Source organism: Pseudomonas sp. S3E12 (assembly GCF_001702295.1).
GTDB classification, from domain to species: Bacteria; Pseudomonadota; Gammaproteobacteria; order Pseudomonadales; family Pseudomonadaceae; genus Aquipseudomonas; species Aquipseudomonas marginalis.
Map to the genome: position 1 here is coordinate 56,566 of NZ_MBDT01000037.1, position 18,844 is coordinate 75,409.

Genomic DNA, 18,844 nt, shown 5'->3' on the forward strand with positions numbered 1-18,844 from the left:
TCTCGAAGCCAAACACCTGTGAGGGTTGTCCACTAACGCGGGACTGGCGGCTCCTTACGACCGGGAGCTTGGGCCTCTCATGAGCTGACCTCCTGAACACTTCCGCAGATAAGCATTCGTATCGCACTCAGAGATATTTTTTGAATGTCGCCGTCGTGATGGCCATGGCGACCCCGAGCATCACGGCGCAAGGCACAAAAACAAGCATGGGGTTGAGCGAAAAGGGCAGAGACAGGTAAAGGATCCAGGGTACGCTCAGCAGTGGGATGACCGCTCGCTTGGCCCGGTGATAGACAAAGCTGCTTTCGCGCCCGGCTCCAAATTTTCGCAAGTCGCGGCGCATCAGGCCGTCGATAAAACCAGTGAACATGGCCAGCAGAAACAGGGGAGTCGCCAAGGCCAAAATGGTCAGGCGCACCACAAAGGTGAGGCTGACATACACCGCTGCCAGCACAAAGTCCTCAATACTCACATACAGTTGATTGATCCAGCCCCAGAAACCCTTGCCTTGGCTCGACACCTGCGCCTGCTGGGCAAAATCCGTAAAACCGGTCTTGACCAGTAACCACTGCTTGAGGAAATCCAGCCACCGGACAATCGTCTGCCCAGGCTGCTGGAGGATCAGTGAGGATTTGAAGTGCTCACTGAGCCAGCCCAGTTCGTGGCTCAACATCGCCTGACTGTGTCGCCAGCCTTGATCACCCCATAACAGCAGCAGACCGGCGAACTCGATTAGGATCGAGAACAGCAATGAGGCGATCAGTAAACCGATAATGCGCAGGACAAGGCCAATCGCCGAAACGATCAGTCCAGGGCGCTGGATCGGTTGCGGTGGACGGGGCTGAGCTGAAGTCATCCTCCTTGACTCCACGAGATGCACTGTAGGGCCGAGAGCGTCATGGGGCCTCCTGAGTAGGAACACTTGCATCCACCGCTGAAGAAGTGCGTGGAGGCGTAACCCGATCTGGATCGAAGCCCAGCGTCGGACCGCCGCCACTTGCACTCCACCAGTGCCCCGCCTGTTCGTTGTAGCTGACGCGCATCCGCTGAGTGAGCTCTTGCAGATCCTTGGGCATGGCATCGTCAGGCGAAGGTTTGGGCAGCGGCATGCGAACTTTCCAGAGCTGCCCACCGGCTTGGAAGGAGAACATTTGCCCCTTGGGCAAACTGACGATGTGGGCCGGTTCGATCAGCGGCACACTGGTGCTGCTGACCCGGTCCTGTGAGGACGAGGTAAAGTCGGTATTGGCCTCAGGATCAGATGTGTCGGTGGCACCCGACACCAGGGTCTTGGTCAGCACATTAACTTTGGGCAACTGTTGGGTGAGTAGTTCAGCCGTAGCGGTTTCACGCACGCGGAGCATCTGCAGGGTGTTGAAATTGCCGATCACTTGGCCGGCCTTGGCCCGGTTACCGATTCGCGCTTCGATGTCGCTGAGGGTCTGGGTGTAGGCCGTCACCTGAATGCCGGCACCGCCACCCTTGTTGATCAGCGGGATGAACTCATCGCCCATCAACTCGTTGAACTCATCAGCGTGGAGATTGATCGGCAGCTTGTCACCGCTGCTGCCGGACTGGGGCAGGCCATGGTCGATGCCGTGTTTATAAATATGTCCTGCTACGGAGACCAGATCGGCAAACATGGAGTTGCCCACAGCGGCAGCGACCTCTGCGTCGGTCAGCGCATCGAGGCCGACATACACGATGCCGCGTTTTCGGATGACTTGCATCCAGTCAAAGATCGGCCGCGGATCGTCCAGATCGGTGTATTTGGGGGCCAGTAATTGGGCGGTCTTACCGGTGGTAAGTTTCTCCAGCAGCGGCAGTAGCGAGGCAACGATTTTGTCGAAGTAAGTACGGTCGTATCGTACCGCAGAACGCAGCCCGTCCATTACTGGATCAAACACCCGCTTCACCGCCAGGTACTGCTCGATGGCCACCACACGCTTCTCGCGTCCGATCATATGCCGGGGAATGTTCTTCTCGGTGAGCTTGCCTTCAAATTGGACGATCATTTCCCATGCTTGCGGATCGGTTCTGGCGAAAAACTGCTGGGCGTATTCGACGAACAGCGCGTCGATGTTGACCACATGTCGCTGGATCTGCAGATAGTCCGGACGTCGGCCCAACTCGATCAGGGCGCGGGCGATGATGTTGACGAAACGCCAGGCGAACTCGCGAAACGCCGCCGAGTTACCTTCGCCACTGAGCTGCCCAGCGATGCGCGACGCCACTTCCGAGATGCGCCCGAAACGTCCCACGGCGTTGTAGCGGGCGGAGATCTCCGGCCAGCCTAGATGAAACACATAAAACTCCTTTTCCCGACCAGCGCGTTTGGCTTCGACGTACATGCGTTTGAGCAAATCGGCATCGCCCTTCGGATCGAAGACAATGACGACCTCATGTTCGATACGATGAATGTCCTGGGTGATGTACACCTCCGCGAGCCGGGTTTTGCCGACACGGGTAGTACCAAGCACCAGCGTGTGACCCACCCGTTCGCCCAGCGGCAGGCTGACCTCTGTTTCATCTGGCTCGACCCCATGCAACAGCGGTGAGCCACCGACTGGGGGTAAAGGGCGCAACGGATTAAAGGCGCTGTCCCAGGCCGTGACACGGGCCAGTGTCGAGAGCGGAAACGGTGCATGTTCTAGGCGACTTTCGAGTCCACGTGCCAGGCGGTAACGGGTCGGTTGGTCGACGTAGTGAGCGACGGCCGGATCCTGGGCCTCGACCAAGCGCTGGGTGTGCAGGCGGGTCCAGCGAAAGCCGCGGCCCATGAACAGACGTTTGCGGCTCACCGGAATCTGCCGGCTGGTCAGCTCGTAGCGGGGCAGCCGGCGGATATTGCGCCGATAGCGCAACACCTCCCAGGCTTGTCGGAGGCGGATCAAACCGAACAGAGCATAGGCCAGGGCCGCAATCAGACCGATCTCGGGTGATAGGGCCACGGCCCAGGGCGAATACACGCATAACACCGCCGCGGCGACGCAGATCGCCACGGTATACAGCTCGACTGCGGGCCGGAGTTTGGACTCCATCGCATGCTCGGCCATGACTCAGACTCATTGTTCCAGTGAGGTGGCTGTGATTAAGACAGGGTAGTGCTCAATTTTCAGGCGAGAGGCGATGTCGTTGCCGTTGACCGGCAGGATGGTGATGCCCGGCGCGGCTGCTCGAATTCGGCCCAGGGCTTCAGTATCGGTCACTTCGACGGCGAGGCCGAACGCCCCCATTTCTTGCAGTTCAGTCGCACGCTGATGCAGCCAAACCAACGATTGGGGATCCTCCCCGACAAGGAAAAACGGCTGCAAGCCCGGCATGTTCAGGGTGCGAGATGTGATCGGGCCAGGGCTCAAGTGAGAGCTGCGCACGGGCAGTATCCAGGTCTCATCGGCAAAAGCAGATAGGTCCGCATGTATGGCCAGAGCAGGCTGAATATTGTTGTTTATTGGCGGCCTGGAAGCTTCAAACTGGGGGCGGGTGAAATCGCCAGGCTGAACTTCTGCAAACGACAGTCCCGGCTGGGCGAGCGCAGCCAAGAGCACGGCGAGGTAATACGCACTGGGAAGTCGCTTCATGGTGGTATGCCCTGTTTGAAGGAAAGCCTGTCGAGTTGGCGGGTAAAGCCGGCGCGGTAACGTGCGGCTGGCGTTCCTCCTGCCGGGCGGTGATACCGGCCAGCAGCTGACACCCAATCACCGGTGACGGCGTGATGCTCTTGCAGCAGCGCGGCAGTTACGGCCAGATTGCGGTAGGGTTCAAGGGCTTCGCAGGGACTGGAGAAATGCTGTCTGTGATAACCCAGGTTGATTTGCCCAAGCCCGGCATCGACCCGCTTGGCGTCATACCGAGCAAGTGCCTGAAGCAAGGCGTGACAGGCGATCTGACGATTGGCGAAACGGTAAGGGGTACCGGCAATATTCAGCGTCCAAGGCCAGGGCAGCAGTCGACCACGGAGGCGGGCGCCACTCTCCTGCAGGGCAATCGCGAACAACACCGTGGAAGGGACGTTGGCGTCATGCGCTGCCAGTTGATAAGCCGGAGGCGGGAGTTCGTCTGCCCGGACGGCGTGCACCGTCAGCAGGAGCGCAATAGCAATCAATCGAGACGTTGCCATTGTCCATTCACCTGCTGAAATATGACGGGTAATGGTCTCGGGGCACCCAGGCTGAACCAGCGACCACGATCATGGTTCAGGGTGATTTGCCGGCGTTGGACCTTGGCCGGATCGATGTCCGCTTGCCGAGCCCAGCGACGGACGCGTTCATCCTCGCCTTGGCTGCCCACCAGATAAATATCAAGCGCCGTATCACTGCTTTGTAGACGCTGCGCTTCGGCGGTGCACGCAGGGCAATGGTCTTCGACAAACAGCGCTCGGCGCGGCTCTACCGATGAGCTGGCAGGGGGCGGGGATGCCATACCCTGAATCGGCAACAGTCTAGGAAACAGCTTGGCCCAAGCTGCGGTGTAGGCGTTTTGGTAAGCCAACTCGCGCTCGGCGCGTTTGGCTTCCAGCGCTACCTGCAATTCGGCATAGCGCTGACGCTCTTGGTCGGTCTCTGCCTCGACGCCGAGTGCAGTCAGCGGATCGAGGTTAGGGCTCCAAAAACCACGCGGGCCGCCTTGGATCTGTTCGAAGCGTATCCATTCCTGCTCCGTCAGACCCCAGCTCGTCGCCTGTTCAGCGTGCGAACGCCCCAGCGGAGCGGACTGTGTGTCCTGGACCCGTGACGGTGTCGTGACGGGGCTGCCCAGCGCAGCGCCCGTGCTCAGCAATGAAACGAAACAGACGACGGGGCTCAGCAGCGCTCTGTTCATGATCGCTTCTCAAGGAAGGTGCACGGTCTGGTCTGGGTGAGCGGTCACCGTGAAGATAGCCGCGTTCGGCTCCAGCACCTTCAGTTGCCATGTGCCGAACTGCTCGCCGTTGTGCAGCAACTGGATATCATTGAGCGAGCGACTGTCAGGAGGTGCGACCGCCAGAAAGCGCTCGCTACCGCGGGACTCGACGCTCAACACTGAAAATGGCGGCAGGAGCGGGGCAGGCTTGGGCTGAGCGGTTTTTTTCGGCTTGGCCGAGGAAGGCGTCGGTGGTGGGAGTGGTGGCTGGCTTTTGAGGTCCAGGAGTTGCTGCTCGACGTGCTCAAGTCTCGCGCGTAGCGCGATCATGTCGGCGTCGGTGGCACGGTCCGCCAGACCGTCGCGTAGCTCCTGAATCTCTTGCGCCCATTGATCCAACATCGGATCGAGGGTATTAGCCTGTTGCTCACCGGTATCGACCATCTGCTTCAGGTCTTTCAGTGCGTACTGCAGCTTCTCCTGTGCATCCAAGAGGGTGCTTGAATCACGTTGCAGGGTATCCAGGGTCTGTAGGCGTTGGGCGTTCGCATTTTCCAGCTCGGTCACGCGTTGATACTGGTTATATAAACCACCACTCAGCCCGGAGACCGCCAGGCAAAGTGAGCCGACAATGAGGGTTTGAAACGTCGTGGCTTTCATGGGCGTGCCTCCGGCTGATGGGCCGCGCTGGGTGCGAGCCGCACGACGGCAGCATCATTTTTTAGCCGTTCGAAGCAGACCGAACGGCTAACCTCATCGATCGTGAGTTGCCAGGCGGGGCCAGCCAGCACTTGTAGCGCGTTGCGTAGTGAGATCGGGCCGAGCCGGTAATTGGCGGCGGGCAGAGGCCGGGTAAACATTATTTTTACTGGTTCGGCAGCAGGGCAGAGCGAATAACCTGAGCGCTGCAGCACGTAGTGCATCGCTTCCTGTACCGAAGGATTCAGGTTGGTCGGAATGCTCACGTCAATGATTTGAGCGAGAAGATCACGTTGCTCTGCCGTGGGCTCGGTGCTGACCAGCGTATAGCGGCCATAGCGGAGCTCTGTCGGGTGACTCCCTTCGGCTGTACTCCTCGAAAGCTGGGCCCGATTGGAACTACCGGCATTCTCTGGACTAGTCGGCAATGGGGTCGGGATCTGCGCCGTGCAGGCGCTCAATAAACCCAGCAGGCAGACAGGCGTGAAAAAACGCTCCATGGAAAAAACCTCATGTCAGATTCAGTGCAGAACCTGACATGAGGTGAAGGAGCGATTCAGTGAGTAAGTTGATTCAAGGCGGGTCGTGTTAACGCTGAACGCGTTGCTATTCAAAAATCGCGAGCCCATCCAAGACGTCGGCGTCGGGGTCGAAGATCAACAATCGCACATCGGCCAGTGCAGCCAGATACAGCAGGTTGACCAGGGCTTCCGGTGTGCCAGCGTCGAGCTGCTCCTGCCTCAGCGATGCGTAAGGACGGCCCTCGATCTTCACCAGGTTCTCGTCGGTCCAGGGCGTGCCGATCAGCTTACACCCGACGCCATTGCAGTCCTTCAGGGCAAAGGGTTCGAACAGCAGTCCGGTTGGGCTAGAGTCGAAATAGCCCGCCCGGTGTTCCAAGTAGCGCAATGCTTCTTCAGTGAGGTGTGCGGTACTGATCTCCCAGGCTCGACTGTAGTGTCCTGTGTCGAAGCTCAAACGATGGACCATGGCTTGGGCTTCTTCCAGGGAGTAAAGGTCACCGACATGATGTCGTTCGTTGAGCATTTCGCCCGTCACGGCATAGATCACTTGCCGCACCAGCCCGGTGGACTGGAAGTGTTCATCCAATTCATCCGGAATGGCCTGACCCTCGCTGGTCAGAGCGAAGTCGTCGTTGAACAGGCATGCGAACAGTTCCAGCGCATCGTCGAGTAGATGAGCTTGTGAGCGGTGTATGGAGCGAAAGCAGGGCGGGCAGTCGTTTGCGTAGGTGATCAGTAGCAGTCGTTCGATAGATAGATTGTCATAGCCGCGGACGAATGGGTTTGAGGTCCCCAGCATGTCTGGGGTTTGGGTAGTGGAGTTCATGAGTATTCTCCAGGATGAAAATGAACAAGGCGCCCGAAGGCGCCTGTAACGGTTAAAGCCAACCGTATTCGGCAAGAGAAAGTGGGCGACCTTCACCCACGATGAAGTGATCCAGTACGTGAACCTCGATCAAGGCCAAGGCCTCCTTCAACCGTGCGGTCAAGACGCGGTCTGCCTGGCTGGGTTCCGTGCAACCCGAGGGGTGGTTGTGGACAAAAATGGCGGCTGCTGCGTTATGTGCGAGGGAGCGCTTGACGACCTGGCGGGGATAAACACTGGCGCCATCGATGCTGCCGTGAAAGAGGATCTCGAACGCCAGAACGCGATGGCGGGCATCGAGAAAAACCACACCGAAGATTTCATGCTCTTGGGGGGCAACATGCAGTTTTAGATATGAAGCCACGGAGTCAGGTGACGTCAGGCCGGGGCCGCGGGTGAACAGCCGACGATCCAGAATATGCAGCGCTTCGTCGATCAGCTGGTTTTCCTGGGCGATACGATCAGCCTCGACATCCGACGTTTCAATCAGGGTGAGTGGGGTGCTCATGGGGTACCTCCGAAGGGAACAATCCGGGGGTACACCCCCGAGGGGAGTGGCGTCCCCGAGGTGGATATAGAGTCACGGGCATTGCCCGATGACGCGCTGTTTACAGCCGAGTGAATCGGTGGCGTTGTCCGTGCAGGTGTGAATCACAACCGTCGCAGGGCAATGGGGAGAAGGTTCTTATTCCGCGACCAGTTTCGAGATCGAAGTCGGCACTGATGGGCATTAGCCGAGCCAGCCCAAGATGGAGGCCAGCAATGCGTTTCGCGATCTCATCTGTCGTGTAGTAGAGCGATAACGTGCTGTAGTCCTCGTAAGCCGCAGCGAACAGGCAATCGTCGCAAAGCCAGAAGGATTCCATATGGGTTCTCCTGTGCTGATTGAAGAAAAGGCGCTCGATTGAGCGCCTTGATGTAAACATCGTGGATTGTTCAGGCGGACTGAACAGTACGTGTAGTGACACGGCGGGCCGTGCGGGGAGTGGGTGCAGATTCAGGCTCAATCCTGGACTTTGTTGGGTTGTCGGTATCCTCAGCTTCGATATCAGCCGACGTTGGGGATGGCTGACTGTTTGGCGCTTGCTCAGCAGGTGCTGTTGCCTCCTGCCTGGCAGGCGCTTTGTACTCGAACGTGCCGTTGACCTTGATCCAGTCGATGTACAGCAGACGACCTTTCAGGCTGGCGCCCGGTTGGCCTTGTTTATCGCCTTTCTCATAGAGAAATGGGTCAATCCACAGGTCGCCGATACGGAACGACAGCAAGACCTTTTTCTCGGCTTTGACGGCGTCCATATAGAGGCGAATCAAACGTTCAGCTTCGCCCCCTGCGACTTTGCAGTCGAAACGGGTGTATTCCACTGCATCGGTGGCACCGTGCAGAGCCGCGATATCGCAGGCCATGAACGGCTGGCCGCGGCGGACTTGTACTTCGCGGACACGGTTGAGGTAGCCGATACCGACGGTGTGTAGGTTGAAGTAAGTGGTCGCTTCTTGGGATTGGTTGGCGTGGGCCATGGTGATTCTCCTGTTTCAAGGGGAAACGGCGACGCACCTTCCCTGACGGGGAAGTGAGTCCCCGTCAGGGTGGGTAAGGTGAAGGGGAGCGATGAACGACACGCCACCGGCAAGCCGAGGACGATCAGAACGGTGCGCCTGGGGAATAGCGATGCAGCAGAAGAGGATCCGCAGTAGTGGTCTGCGGATCTGGGGTAGTGGGCATTCATCACCGCTGAAGCGGTAATCGTGCGAGCCTCCGAATGCTGATCGCACTTGGGTAAACCACCACGAGCGTGGCGTAGCCTTGAAGGTTCAAGCTACCTGGGCTGGGCTGTCAACGACAGCAAACCACGCCCTTTGTATAAGCCTGTCACAGGGGAGGGTCAAGACGCTGCATACGGATTTTTTAAGACCGGAACGCAGTAGCTGTTACTGGTCTGAAAAAAAACGGGCGGCAAGCACAGTCTATCTGGCTAGCGGGCGCCGACTTGGAGTTAGCGGTCAAAGCCATCACTGTTTCGAGGGTGATCTACATCGAGCAAGTCTGCAACTGCGCCGTGCGGGTGGTCGAACAGGCATTGGCGGGCACACACTCCACTTCAACGCGCGGACACTGGGCCGTCGCCAGATACGGAGTTCCGCAAGGCATCCCCCCCGTGGCTCGACATCAACTAACAGGGTCTCCATTCCTAGTCCGCTGTTCATCTCTTTCTCAGGAATTCTTTCAACGCCCGGGTGACGTCGAGCGCGAGTTGATCGGTGATACGCCCGGGAACCTGGTCGAACATGTGCGGCGCCCCGGTGTAGACATGAAGTTCCATGGCTACACCTGCCCGAGACAACCTTATTGCGAAATCGACATCTTCTTCAAGGAACAGGTCCTGTGAACCGACCGAGATGAAGGTAGGGGGCAGGTTGCGCAGGTCGGGTTGCAGGGCGGGTGAAAACAGACCGACACTATCATCGTCCAGGGTGTAGCCACCGCGAAGGCAATCCCAGCAGAACTGATTGGGCGCCGGCAACCAGCTGAACGTGTCAGTGCCCCGGCTCGGGTAGGGCGATTGTCCCGAGCCTGTGCGGTGGTCGAGCATGGGGTAGATCAGCACTTGGCCGGCGAGTGAATATTGGCCCCTGTCGCGGGCCATGATGGACAATGCTGCGGCAAGCCCGCCGCCGGCGCTGTGGCCCATGATCACGACACGCTGGGGGTCGAGGCTCAGGTCGCGATGGTTTGCAAGCAGCCAGGCGAGGGCGGTGTAGCAATCGTCGAGGGGCGCTGGGAAAGGATGTTCGGGCGCCAGTCGATAATCCACCGCAACGATGATCGCACCCGACGCCTCGGCCAACCCGGCCAGGCAGTCGTCTGCCATCTCGGGTTTCCCCAATACGAAACCTCCGCCATGCATGTACAGGATCGCTGGCAAGATCGCGTTTCGCGGGTGTTCTTTCGGTCGGTAGAGACACAGGCGCAGGCGTTCGGCATCGGTGCCTGTGATCCAGCAGACCTCGCACCGCGCGCTGTGCTCGGGTTTGAAGGTTGAATGGACTCGGGCGCGGATGGCCGGCAGCGAGCTCAGCGACCATTGCTCCTCACCCGATGCCACGAGACCCTGGAATGCTGGATCGAGCAGTTCATCTGGCTTCAAAATAGCGCTCCCTTTGCGTCTAGCCGCAGGGCACTTTTGCCAGTGCCCTGGGCTTTGCCATTACAGCCAGGCTTTGATTTGTGCGCAAACGGCCTGGGTCGAAATGCCGTAGCGGTCATGGAGCGTCGGCAATGCGCCCGCGTCAAGGAAGGCATCCGGCAAGGCGATCTGCCTGAATGTCGGCGTCACCCCATTGCGCAGCAGCACCCCGGCAACCGCTTCGCCCAGCCCGCCGATGATGGAGCTGTTTTCTGCGGTCACCACCAGACGTCCGGGCTTTCTGGCTTCGGCGAGCAGGGTGTGTTGATCCAGCGGCTTGATGGTCGGCATATGCAGCACCGCGACATCCACGCCGTCTGCCTGCAGTTGTTTGGCAGCTTCCAATGCACGCATCGTCATTAAGCCGGTGGAAACGATCAGCACGTCATTGCCGGTGCGCAGGGTCTTGGCCTTGCCGATCTCGAAGGTGTAGCCGTACTCGTCCAACACCAAGGGTACGTTGCCGCGCAACAAACGCATGTAGACCGGGCCTTGATGCGCGGCAATAGCCGGCACTGCCTGTTCGATTTCCAGCGCGTCGCAGGGGTCGACGATCATCAGGTTGGGCATGGCGCGGAAGATCGCCAGGTCGTCCGTGGCCTGGTGGCTTGGGCCGTAACCGGTGGTGAGCCCCGGCAAACCGCAGACGATCTTGACGTTGAGGTTTTCCTCGGCAATCGCCATGCAAATGAAGTCATAGGCACGACGGGAGGCGAACACCGCGTAGGTCGTCGCGAACGGCAGGAAGCCTTCCCGGGCCATGCCCGCCGCCGCGCTCATCAGCAATTGCTCGGCCATGCCCATCTGGTAGAAACGCTCCGGATGGGCTTTGGCGAAGATGTGCAAGTCAGTGTACTTGGACAGGTCGGCGGACAGCCCGATTATGTCCGGGCGCTGATCCGCCAATGCGGCCAGTGCATGCCCGAATGGCGCGGATTTCGTGGGCTGGCCTTCAGCGGCAATCGAGGCGATCATCGCTGACGTGGTCAGGCGCTTTTTCGCCGGTTCGCCCATTGAAGTTGGTGTGTTGGCGGCGTTGCTCATGGGTGTTTTCCTTCTTCGAGGTTGTTCAGCGCCAGGTCCCACTCGTGTTCTTCGACGCGGATGAAATGGGTTTTTTCCCGGTTTTCCAGAAACGGTACACCCTTGCCCATGCGGGTATCGCAGATGATCACCCGAGGCTGGCTGGCGGGGTGGTTACGCGCGGCATCGAATGCCGCGACCAGTGCATCCAGATCGTTGCCATCGACGCGCTGGGTAAACCAGCCAAACGCTTGCCAGCGGTCAACGATCGGCTCGAACGAGAGGATTTCGCAGGAATAACCATCGGCCTGCTGATTGTTGACGTCGACGATGGCGATCAGATTGTCGAGTTTCCATTGCGACGCCGACATCACCGCTTCCCAGGTCGAACCTTCGTTCAGTTCACCGTCGGACAGCAGGTTATAGACGAAAGCCGGCGAGCCTTTGCGTTTAAGGCCCAGGCAGGCGCCGACGGCGATGCCCAAACCCTGGCCGAGGGAACCGCCGGTTATTTCCATGCCCGGCGTGTAGGCGGCCATGCCGGACATCGGTAGCCGGCTGTCGTCGGCGCCGTAGGTTTCCAGCTCGTCGAGCGGGATGATTGCGGCTTCGATCAGGGCCGCATACAACGCAATCGCGTAGTGACCGATGGAGAGGTAGAAACGGTCGCGTTCCTCCCACTCAGGATCTTCGGGCCGATAGTTCATGGCGTGGAAATACGCGACGGCGAGCAGATCGGCGGCGCCGAGGGCCTGGCCGACATAGCCTTGGCCCTGGACTTGTCCCATGCGCAGTGCGTGGCGGCGGATGTTATGGGCGCGCTCGGTCAGCGGCGTGGATGAGACGTAGGGAACAGGGGCTGTCATGGTAGAACTCCGATTACTCAACGATTGACCAACGCGGCGGGAATGCGCAATACCAGCAAGGCACCCCCCAGCAACACGCCGGTGATCAGGTACATGCCGATGGCGCTGGAGCCGGTCTGCGTGGTGATCCAGCCGATCAGGTAGGGTGAGCAGAAGCCGGCGAGATTGGCGAAACTGTTGACGGCGGCGATCCCGGCGGCAGCCGACACACCACCGAGCAAGGTGGTGGGCAGCATCCAGAACATTGAGGACGCGGACAGGATGCCGGACGCCGCCAGGCACATGCTCAGGATCGACAGCAAGATGTTGCCACCCAGCAGCGCCGCGAGTGTCAGTCCGATGGCACCGGCGATCATCGGTCCGATCAAGTGCCAGCGCCGCTCGCGATGTTTGTCGCCGCTGCGACCGATCAGCAGCATGGCGGCAATTGCGCAAAGGTAGGGCAGGCTGGTCAGGAAACCGATGTGCAGGGGATCGGAAACCCCAGCGTTGCGCACCAGCGTCGGCAGCCAGAAGGTGATGGCGTACTGGCCCATGACCACGCAGAAATAAATGCCTGCCAGCAGCCACAGACGGCGGTCACGGATGAACTCGCCTACCGAGGCATGGGTGACTTTCTGTTGGTCGTCTTCGGCCAGTTCACGGCTGATCAGCGCTTTCTCATCGTCGTCCAGCCACGTGGCCTGGTGGACGCCATCCTTGAGATAACTCAATACCAGCAACCCGACAATGACGGTGGGAATGGCTTCGAGCACGAACATCCACTGCCAGCCGGCCCAGCCATGCACACCAGCGAAGTGGTTCATGATCCAGCCGGAGAGAGGCCCGCCCACCATGCCCGACAGCGGGATGGCGATGAACCAGAGCACCGTCATGCGGGCACGCCGATAAGACGGGAACCAGTAGGTGAGATACAAAAGCAGCCCGGGCGCGAGGCCCGCTTCGGCGACGCCGAGCAGAAAGCGCAGGGCATAGAACTGCCAGGCGGTTTCGACGAAAGCGAACAGCGCCGAAATAATGCCCCAGGTGATCATGATCCGCGCGATCCACACGCGAGCACCGACCTTATGCAGGATGATGTTGCTGGGCACCTCGCAGAGGAAGTAGCCGATGAAGAACATGCCGGCGCCCAGCCCGTAGACGGTTTCACTGAGTGCCAGATCGTTCATCATCTGCAGCTTGGCGAAACCGACATTGACCCGATCCAGGTAGGCGCACAGATAGCACAGCATCAGGAAAGGCATCAGCCGCCAGGCTGTTTTCCGGTAGGCATTGGAGCGCACGGTCGAAACCGCTTCGAGCGACAAAGTTGTCATGATGGTCTGATCTCTTGTTTTTATTGACCGCCAGGCCCGTAGGCCCGGCTGGCGTCGTCGATCCAGAACCGCACGGGCCGCGCTGGCCCGCCCAGGTGCGTCAGTGAATCAGCATTCCGCCGTTCACATCCAAGGTGGTGCCCGTCAGGTAAGAGGATAAATCGCTGGCCAGGAACAGGGCGGCGTTAGCGACGTCCTGGGCTTCACCGAGGCGGCCTAGCGGAATGCCGTCGATGATCGCGTGCCGTCGCTCATCCTGCATGAGGCCACCGGTGATATCGGTGTGGATCAAGCCTGGAGCAATGGAGTTGACCCGGACCTTGTCCGGGCCCAACTCCCGGGCCATCGCCTTGGCCAGGCCCAGTACGCCGGCCTTGGCGGCGCTGTAATGCGGCCCGCCAAAGATGCCGCCACCCCGTTGGGCGGAGACCGAGGACATGCAAACAATGCTGCCACCCTGCTGCTCGCGCATCAGCGGGATCACCGCCTGCGACATGAGCAGGGTGCCGCGCAGGCTGACGTCCAAGACCTTGTCGTAATCGGAAGGACGGATATCGAGGGTCTTGAGCGGTTGGGTAATGCCGGCGTTGTTGATGAGAATGTCGATTCGGCCGAAATACTCGATGACTTTAGCAACGGCCCGTCGGACCTGGGCTTCATCCGCGACGTTGGCCGCAAGACTCACGTGGCCTTCGCCCAGGGCGTTGGCGGCGTCCCGTGCGGCGGATTCGTCCAGGTCGAGAATCACCACGCGAGCACCGTGCTGCGCGAACGTGGTAGCGGTGGCGCGGCCAATGCCACGGGCGGATGCGGCGCCGGTAATGATGGCGACTTTGCCTTGAAGAAGCATGGAGGATTACCTCGAATTATTTTTATGAGTCGATTAGGAAAAAACCGATGACTCAGCTTCTTCTTTGCTCCTTGGCTGAGCAATGGCCTAAAAATCATTCAGCGCTGAAAAAAATTCAGCACTGGGTCGTTCACGGCTGGCAGCTTTTACGAAAAAGCTCAACAATCATGGGACTTGTTGCGGAGCGAACTGCCATGCGTACTGATGTCGATGCCCCTTTGATCCTCCCACCGCTGAAAGCGATTCAGGCGTTTGAACAAACGGCCAGATTCAATAACGTCGCCCGGGCTGCGGAAGTGCTGGACCTGACGCCTTCTGCGGTCAGTCATCAACTGGCGAAACTTGAAGCCATGATTGGCCGGCAATTATTTGTCCGTGCCGCCCGGGGCGTCACGCTTACGCCGGTGGGGGAGCAGTACCTCAAGGAAGTCTCCAGGGTGCTCCACAGCCTGGCCGTTGCCACCGAGCGCGCAGCCAGCGACGTGAGCCTGGACTGCCTGCGGCTGCATTCGGCACCGAGCTTCGGATTGTTGTGGCTGATGCCAAGGCTGGAAGCTTTTCGCACGTGCAACCCTGATATCCAGATCAATCTGTCGTGTTCCTACGAGTCGCTGCATTTCAGCCGGGACAAGATTGACGTGGACATTCGTCACGGCACCGCAAACTGGCCGAGTTACGAAGTCCGCACCGTCCAGAACGAAACCTTCGCCGTACTCGCATCGCCGAAATTGCTCGCGCAATGCCCGATCCGCCGTGCGTCCGATCTGCTGGATTGCGACCTGGTGCTTTCCGAAGCCACGCTGCTCAAATGGCCGCAATGGTTCGCCCAGCATGGCCTGGCGCGTCCGGAGAAGCCTTACGCATTGAGTTTCGACCGCTCGTACATGTCGCTGGAAGCGGCCAGCCATGGGTTGGGGTTTGCCTTGGAAAGTACCTTGCTCGCCAAGAAGTATCTGGCTTCCGGCAGCTTGATCGAAGTGGCCCCAGAAGCACTTAGCGCGCCAGTGGCTGCGCACCATCTGGTGTTTCCGAAAGCGCACTCCAGCTTCCCGCGGGTGCGGCGTTTCCTGGAGTGGATGGAGAGTGAATTGGGCCAGGGTTTTGCGTATTGAGCGGGAGGAGGCAAGCTTTACAACCTTGTTTTTATATTTATGGACCGCTTTAGTTCCTTTGAAGGGTCCGAAAAGGATCTAGCACCGGAACTGGAAAGAAGAGTAAGCCTGGCGGAGCGCCAGGCAAAGAATAGAAGATGCCACTTTTGGCGGCAGACGCAGTCGACAAGCTCCTCGCAAAACTTGGTTTGACTGCGCCATGATTCACCAACCGACCCTTGTCGTGGCCTGGGTCGGAACATGCTGGCACGCATCCGCGCACAAACGGTGCCCAGTGTTTCCCCGGTGGGCTCCGGGACTGAATGCGATCGCCGTAGCGGATGACCGCTGCTGCCTGGCAGAGGCAACAGTGGTCATCCGCCACATTGATACGGTCAAGCACAAAACGGGAATGAAATTCCGCAGAAGAGAAGGCTCCGAACTCAGGGAGTCCGACCGAGCTACCCGGAGCGAATCGGTCTTGGGTCGCCGTAAGCGATGATCCTGAGGCACTACAGCAGAGCGGGTGTGACGAAGTCAAGCCAGTGGACGAAGCGGTTATTTGCTACTGAGATGAGCGGCCAGCTGTTTGACGGTCGTCAGGATAAAGGCACGGTCGCTTTCTTGCAGGCCGCTCAGCAGGCCCGCGATCATCTGGCCCTGGTCGTTGGGGCGATTGCTCGACTCCGTCAGCAGTTCATCCATTCGGCAGTCGAAAATATCTGCTAACTGCATCAGCTTGACCACGGAGAGCTCCACCACACCCCGCTCAAGGCGCGAAATGGCTTCGCTGCCGATTCCCAGGCGTTCTGCCACCTCTTCCTGGGTCAGATTACGCTGGGTGCGGTGTTTCGCGATCATGCGTCCGATTTGGGCTTGGGTTGGATGTTTATGTGCCAAGTGATGAGTTCTCCAATTCAACCCGAATGGTTGAGCAAAGACCCATTGACATGAACATCCTTAACGGTTGAGTATCGACTTTTAGGGTTGTTATATTGACTGAAATACCTGTTTGTCGCGACGTGACATGTGTTCCTCCAGGAATCAGATCCCGTAGTGACCAGTGAGACTGAGCGGTCTGATAGGACCAAATGGAGGCAAGGTTGAGCATGGATGAGCAGCGAGAGCACGACATGGACCTGATCTGGGATCGAACACTGGAGCTGTTCATCAAGGTCCATGACTGCCCTGATAACCCTGAACACCGCGACAGCCTTGTTCATTGGCTTAACGAAGATCCTGCTCACCTGAAAGCGTTCAACGAGCTGGGGCAGATATGGATAGCGACAGGCATCGCCTTGGCCCGTGAAATCGGACGACCGCTAAGCGACTTGGAGAAGGAGCAGGCGCCGTTGATGATGCACTGACCCGCATATCACCCCCAAATCTCATATGAACGCCAATGGCGCCTCATGGACGACGCGTATCTTTGCTGATCGGCACAGTACCTTTGCAGTCCGGGTACTGGGAGCATGACCAGAACGGCCCTGTTTTTCCCTTACGCCTGAGCATTGAGGCATTGCAATTAGGGCAAGCCGGCCCGGCTTCGACCGGTACCGATAAAGTGAGCGCTCCGCAGTTTGCGATCAGATGCGTAACCCAGTGCGCCTGATTGGCAACGAATGCATCCAAGGTCAGACGTCCCGCTTCGATTTCATCCAGAGCTTGCTCCCAGATCGCTGTCATACCCGGATCGGCGACTGCAGCGGGTACTGCTTCGATCAGGGTATGGGCCGCTGCGGAGGCCGTTAAGGCACGTTTTTTCTTCAACAAATAACCGCGATCAATCAACCCCTTGATGATGCCGGCTCGCGTGGCTTCGGTGCCGATACCGGTGGTGTCCCGAAGTTTCTGTTTCAGACGCGGGTCGTTGACCAGCTTGGCCACATTTTTCATCGCCCTGATCAGATCACCCTCGGTGAGCGGTTTGGGAGCGGCGGTGCGCATGGACTTTAGCTCGACGTCGTCCACTGTGCACTGGCTACCCTGTTGTAGGGCGGGCAACACCTGGGTCTTTTGACCGGGTTCATCGTCTTCGGGGTTGTCGGAGAGTAAGCCTTTCCAGCCCAAAACCAGGATCTGTTTGCCAACAGCGGTTAACCGTTCTTCGCCACACTCCAGTTCGACCTGGGTTCGATCAAACTCGTGATGCGGCAGAAATTGCGCGAGGTAGTGGCTACGAATCAGCTCGTAGACTTGGCGCTCTTGTTCGGACATCCGCGTGAGATTCGCCGGCTCGGTGGTGGGGATAATGGCGTGGTGCGCAGTGACCTTGCCATCGTTCCATGCTCGTGAGCGCAATGATCGATCGACGCTTCCGAGCGCTGGGCGCAATGCGGGATCCATTCTGAGCAGGGCATCGAATACCGCGGCGACCTCGTTGAACATGCTCTCTGGTAAATAGCGGCAATCGCTGCGCGGATAGCTGGTGGCTTTGTGGGTTTCATACAAGGCTTGAGCGATGTTCAGCGTTTCCTGAGCGCCGAGTCCCAACTTGCGTGAACAGACTTCTTGCAGTGTGCTCAGGTCGAAGGGCAGGGGCGGCGGTTCTCGGAAATGCTCAGTATGTAACGAGATTACCGTGGCGGACTTCTCGTCGGTGATTGTTTGGACCGCTTGATGGGCAAGCACTTGTTGTAGGCAACGCCCCGGCTCGTCCTGTCCTGAGCATGGCGGTAACCACGACGCGATGAGTCGCTGGCCCATCGACGATAGCTGAACTTCAACGTTCCAGTAAGGCATCGGGACGAAGCCGGCAATCGCACGATCCCGATCGACCACCAGACGTAAGGTGGGTGTCTGGACGCGTCCCACTGACAAAACGCCGTCGTAGCCTGCCCGCCGACCAAGAAGGGTAAACAAACGACTGAGGTTCATGCCGATCAGCCAGTCGGCACGGCTACGGGCGAGGGCCGAGTGATAGAGCGGGACGGTCTCTTGACCAGACTTCAGCAAGGTCAGTGCCCTGAGAATCGATGCTTCGTTGAGTGCGGACAGCCAGAGGCGCTGAACAGTGCCTTGGTACCGGCAGAGCTCCAATAATTCGCGGGCAATCATCTCACCTTCGCGGTCGGCGTCGGTTGCGATGACAACGGTGGTGGCTTCGCTGAGCAGGCGTTTGATGATTTTGAACTGCGCGGCGGTCTTGGGTTTGACCTCCACTTGCCACTGCGCCGGAATGATCGGTAGATGATCCAACGACCAGTTCTTGTATTGAGTGCCGTAGGCTTCAGGCGGGGCCGTCTCCAGTAGGTGGCCGATACACCATGTGACAGTTGTCTCGGGGCCGATCAGGCAACCATCGCCACGCTGAGTGGCTCCGAGAACCTTGGCGATGTCACGACCCTGGGAAGGTTTTTCGCAGAGGAAGAGGCGCATATAACTACTCCGGATTGAGTTCGGAGCAGCGTTGTTCGAAGTAGCAGGGGCGAGATATGAGAAACCCGAATGGCAGGTTCCTCATATTAGTCGGTGAGGGCGGCTTTGAGTGGGCTGAAACTGCTACCTTTGGAGCGTTTGTAAATTGGTGGGGGACTTCATGAGCAGCGAGCAATGACAGGCCTGGAACTTCGCGCAAAGGCGC

The 18,844-nt window shown here is 58.9% G+C and carries 20 protein-coding genes; 2 read left to right on the forward strand and 18 right to left on the reverse strand.

Annotated elements, in window-relative coordinates; genetic code table 11:
• Positions 1 to 127: 127 nt before the first annotated feature.
• From BB029_RS31010 to BB029_RS31085, 16 genes are all read right to left on the reverse strand, one after another.
• Positions 128 to 856: a TIGR03747 family integrating conjugative element membrane protein gene (locus BB029_RS31010; RefSeq protein WP_065942191.1), complete on the reverse strand. Its 729-nt coding sequence runs from the start codon at positions 854 to 856 to the stop codon at positions 128 to 130.
• Positions 857 to 896: 40 nt separating this feature from the next.
• The gene (gene traD, locus BB029_RS31015) at positions 897 to 3,056 is read right to left on the reverse strand and encodes a type IV conjugative transfer system coupling protein TraD (RefSeq protein WP_065942192.1); all 2,160 of its coding nucleotides are present in this window, start codon (positions 3,054 to 3,056) and stop codon (positions 897 to 899) included.
• 9 nt (positions 3,057 to 3,065) lie between these two features.
• A complete protein-coding gene (locus BB029_RS31020; protein ID WP_065942193.1) occupies positions 3,066 to 3,581 on the reverse strand; it encodes an integrating conjugative element protein in 516 nt (171 codons plus the stop codon).
• Positions 3,578 to 4,120, reverse strand: coding sequence for a lytic transglycosylase (locus BB029_RS31025; protein WP_065942194.1), 543 nt, complete (start codon positions 4,118 to 4,120; stop codon positions 3,578 to 3,580). Before BB029_RS31025 ends, BB029_RS31020 begins: the two co-directional genes overlap by 4 nt.
• On the reverse strand, positions 4,102 to 4,821 hold the full coding sequence (locus BB029_RS31030; RefSeq protein WP_065942195.1) for a TIGR03759 family integrating conjugative element protein: 720 nt from the start codon (positions 4,819 to 4,821) through the stop codon (positions 4,102 to 4,104). The genes BB029_RS31025 and BB029_RS31030 overlap by 19 nt, the downstream gene beginning before the upstream one ends.
• Before the next feature lie 9 nt (positions 4,822 to 4,830).
• Entirely contained in the window at positions 4,831 to 5,502 is a 672-nt protein-coding gene (locus tag BB029_RS31035) for a chemotaxis protein (RefSeq protein ID WP_065942196.1), read from the reverse strand.
• Positions 5,499 to 6,041: a PilL N-terminal domain-containing protein gene (locus BB029_RS31040; protein ID WP_065942197.1), complete on the reverse strand. Its 543-nt coding sequence runs from the start codon at positions 6,039 to 6,041 to the stop codon at positions 5,499 to 5,501. Before BB029_RS31040 ends, BB029_RS31035 begins: the two co-directional genes overlap by 4 nt.
• A gap of 106 nt (positions 6,042 to 6,147) precedes the next feature.
• Complete coding sequence (locus tag BB029_RS31045; protein ID WP_065942198.1) at positions 6,148 to 6,891, reverse strand: ABC transporter substrate-binding protein; 744 nt, start codon at positions 6,889 to 6,891, stop codon at positions 6,148 to 6,150.
• Positions 6,892 to 6,943: 52 nt separating this feature from the next.
• Complete coding sequence (locus tag BB029_RS31050; RefSeq protein ID WP_065942199.1) at positions 6,944 to 7,438, reverse strand: JAB domain-containing protein; 495 nt, start codon at positions 7,436 to 7,438, stop codon at positions 6,944 to 6,946.
• A 100-nt stretch (positions 7,439 to 7,538) separates the two neighbouring features.
• Entirely contained in the window at positions 7,539 to 7,796 is a 258-nt protein-coding gene (locus tag BB029_RS34000; protein ID WP_065942200.1) for a hypothetical protein, read from the reverse strand.
• 70 nt (positions 7,797 to 7,866) lie between these two features.
• Positions 7,867 to 8,448 carry an STY4534 family ICE replication protein gene (locus tag BB029_RS31060; RefSeq protein WP_065942201.1) on the reverse strand — a complete coding sequence of 194 codons (582 nt, stop codon included), beginning with the start codon at positions 8,446 to 8,448 and terminating at the stop codon, positions 7,867 to 7,869.
• Between the two features lie 683 nt (positions 8,449 to 9,131).
• Entirely contained in the window at positions 9,132 to 10,076 is a 945-nt protein-coding gene (locus BB029_RS31065; protein ID WP_065942202.1) for an alpha/beta hydrolase, read from the reverse strand.
• 60 nt (positions 10,077 to 10,136) lie between these two features.
• Complete coding sequence (locus BB029_RS31070; RefSeq protein ID WP_065942203.1) at positions 10,137 to 11,159, reverse strand: transketolase family protein; 1,023 nt, start codon at positions 11,157 to 11,159, stop codon at positions 10,137 to 10,139.
• Positions 11,156 to 12,004 carry a transketolase gene (locus tag BB029_RS31075; RefSeq protein WP_065942204.1) on the reverse strand — a complete coding sequence of 283 codons (849 nt, stop codon included), beginning with the start codon at positions 12,002 to 12,004 and terminating at the stop codon, positions 11,156 to 11,158. Before BB029_RS31075 ends, BB029_RS31070 begins: the two co-directional genes overlap by 4 nt.
• 17 nt (positions 12,005 to 12,021) lie before the next feature.
• Positions 12,022 to 13,320, reverse strand: a complete 1,299-nt coding sequence (locus BB029_RS31080; protein WP_065942205.1) for an MFS transporter — start codon at positions 13,318 to 13,320, stop codon at positions 12,022 to 12,024.
• A gap of 100 nt (positions 13,321 to 13,420) precedes the next feature.
• The gene (locus BB029_RS31085) at positions 13,421 to 14,170 is read right to left on the reverse strand and encodes an SDR family NAD(P)-dependent oxidoreductase (protein ID WP_065942206.1); all 750 of its coding nucleotides are present in this window, start codon (positions 14,168 to 14,170) and stop codon (positions 13,421 to 13,423) included.
• Positions 14,171 to 14,364: 194 nt separating this feature from the next.
• Here BB029_RS31085 and BB029_RS31090 point away from each other — a divergent pair, with 194 nt between their 5' ends.
• Entirely contained in the window at positions 14,365 to 15,282 is a 918-nt protein-coding gene (locus BB029_RS31090) for a LysR substrate-binding domain-containing protein (RefSeq protein ID WP_065942207.1), read from the forward strand.
• Positions 15,283 to 15,819: 537 nt separating this feature from the next.
• Here BB029_RS31090 and BB029_RS31095 read toward each other — a convergent pair.
• A complete protein-coding gene (locus BB029_RS31095; protein ID WP_065942208.1) occupies positions 15,820 to 16,161 on the reverse strand; it encodes a helix-turn-helix domain-containing protein in 342 nt (113 codons plus the stop codon).
• Positions 16,162 to 16,370: 209 nt separating this feature from the next.
• Between BB029_RS31095 and BB029_RS31100 the strand changes: the two genes are divergently transcribed.
• A complete protein-coding gene (locus BB029_RS31100) occupies positions 16,371 to 16,628 on the forward strand; it encodes a hypothetical protein (RefSeq protein WP_065942209.1) in 258 nt (85 codons plus the stop codon).
• 43 nt (positions 16,629 to 16,671) lie between these two features.
• Here BB029_RS31100 and BB029_RS31105 read toward each other — a convergent pair whose 3' ends face one another.
• The gene (locus tag BB029_RS31105) at positions 16,672 to 18,639 is read right to left on the reverse strand and encodes a DNA topoisomerase III (protein WP_065942210.1); all 1,968 of its coding nucleotides are present in this window, start codon (positions 18,637 to 18,639) and stop codon (positions 16,672 to 16,674) included.
• Positions 18,640 to 18,844: the final 205 nt, after the last annotated feature.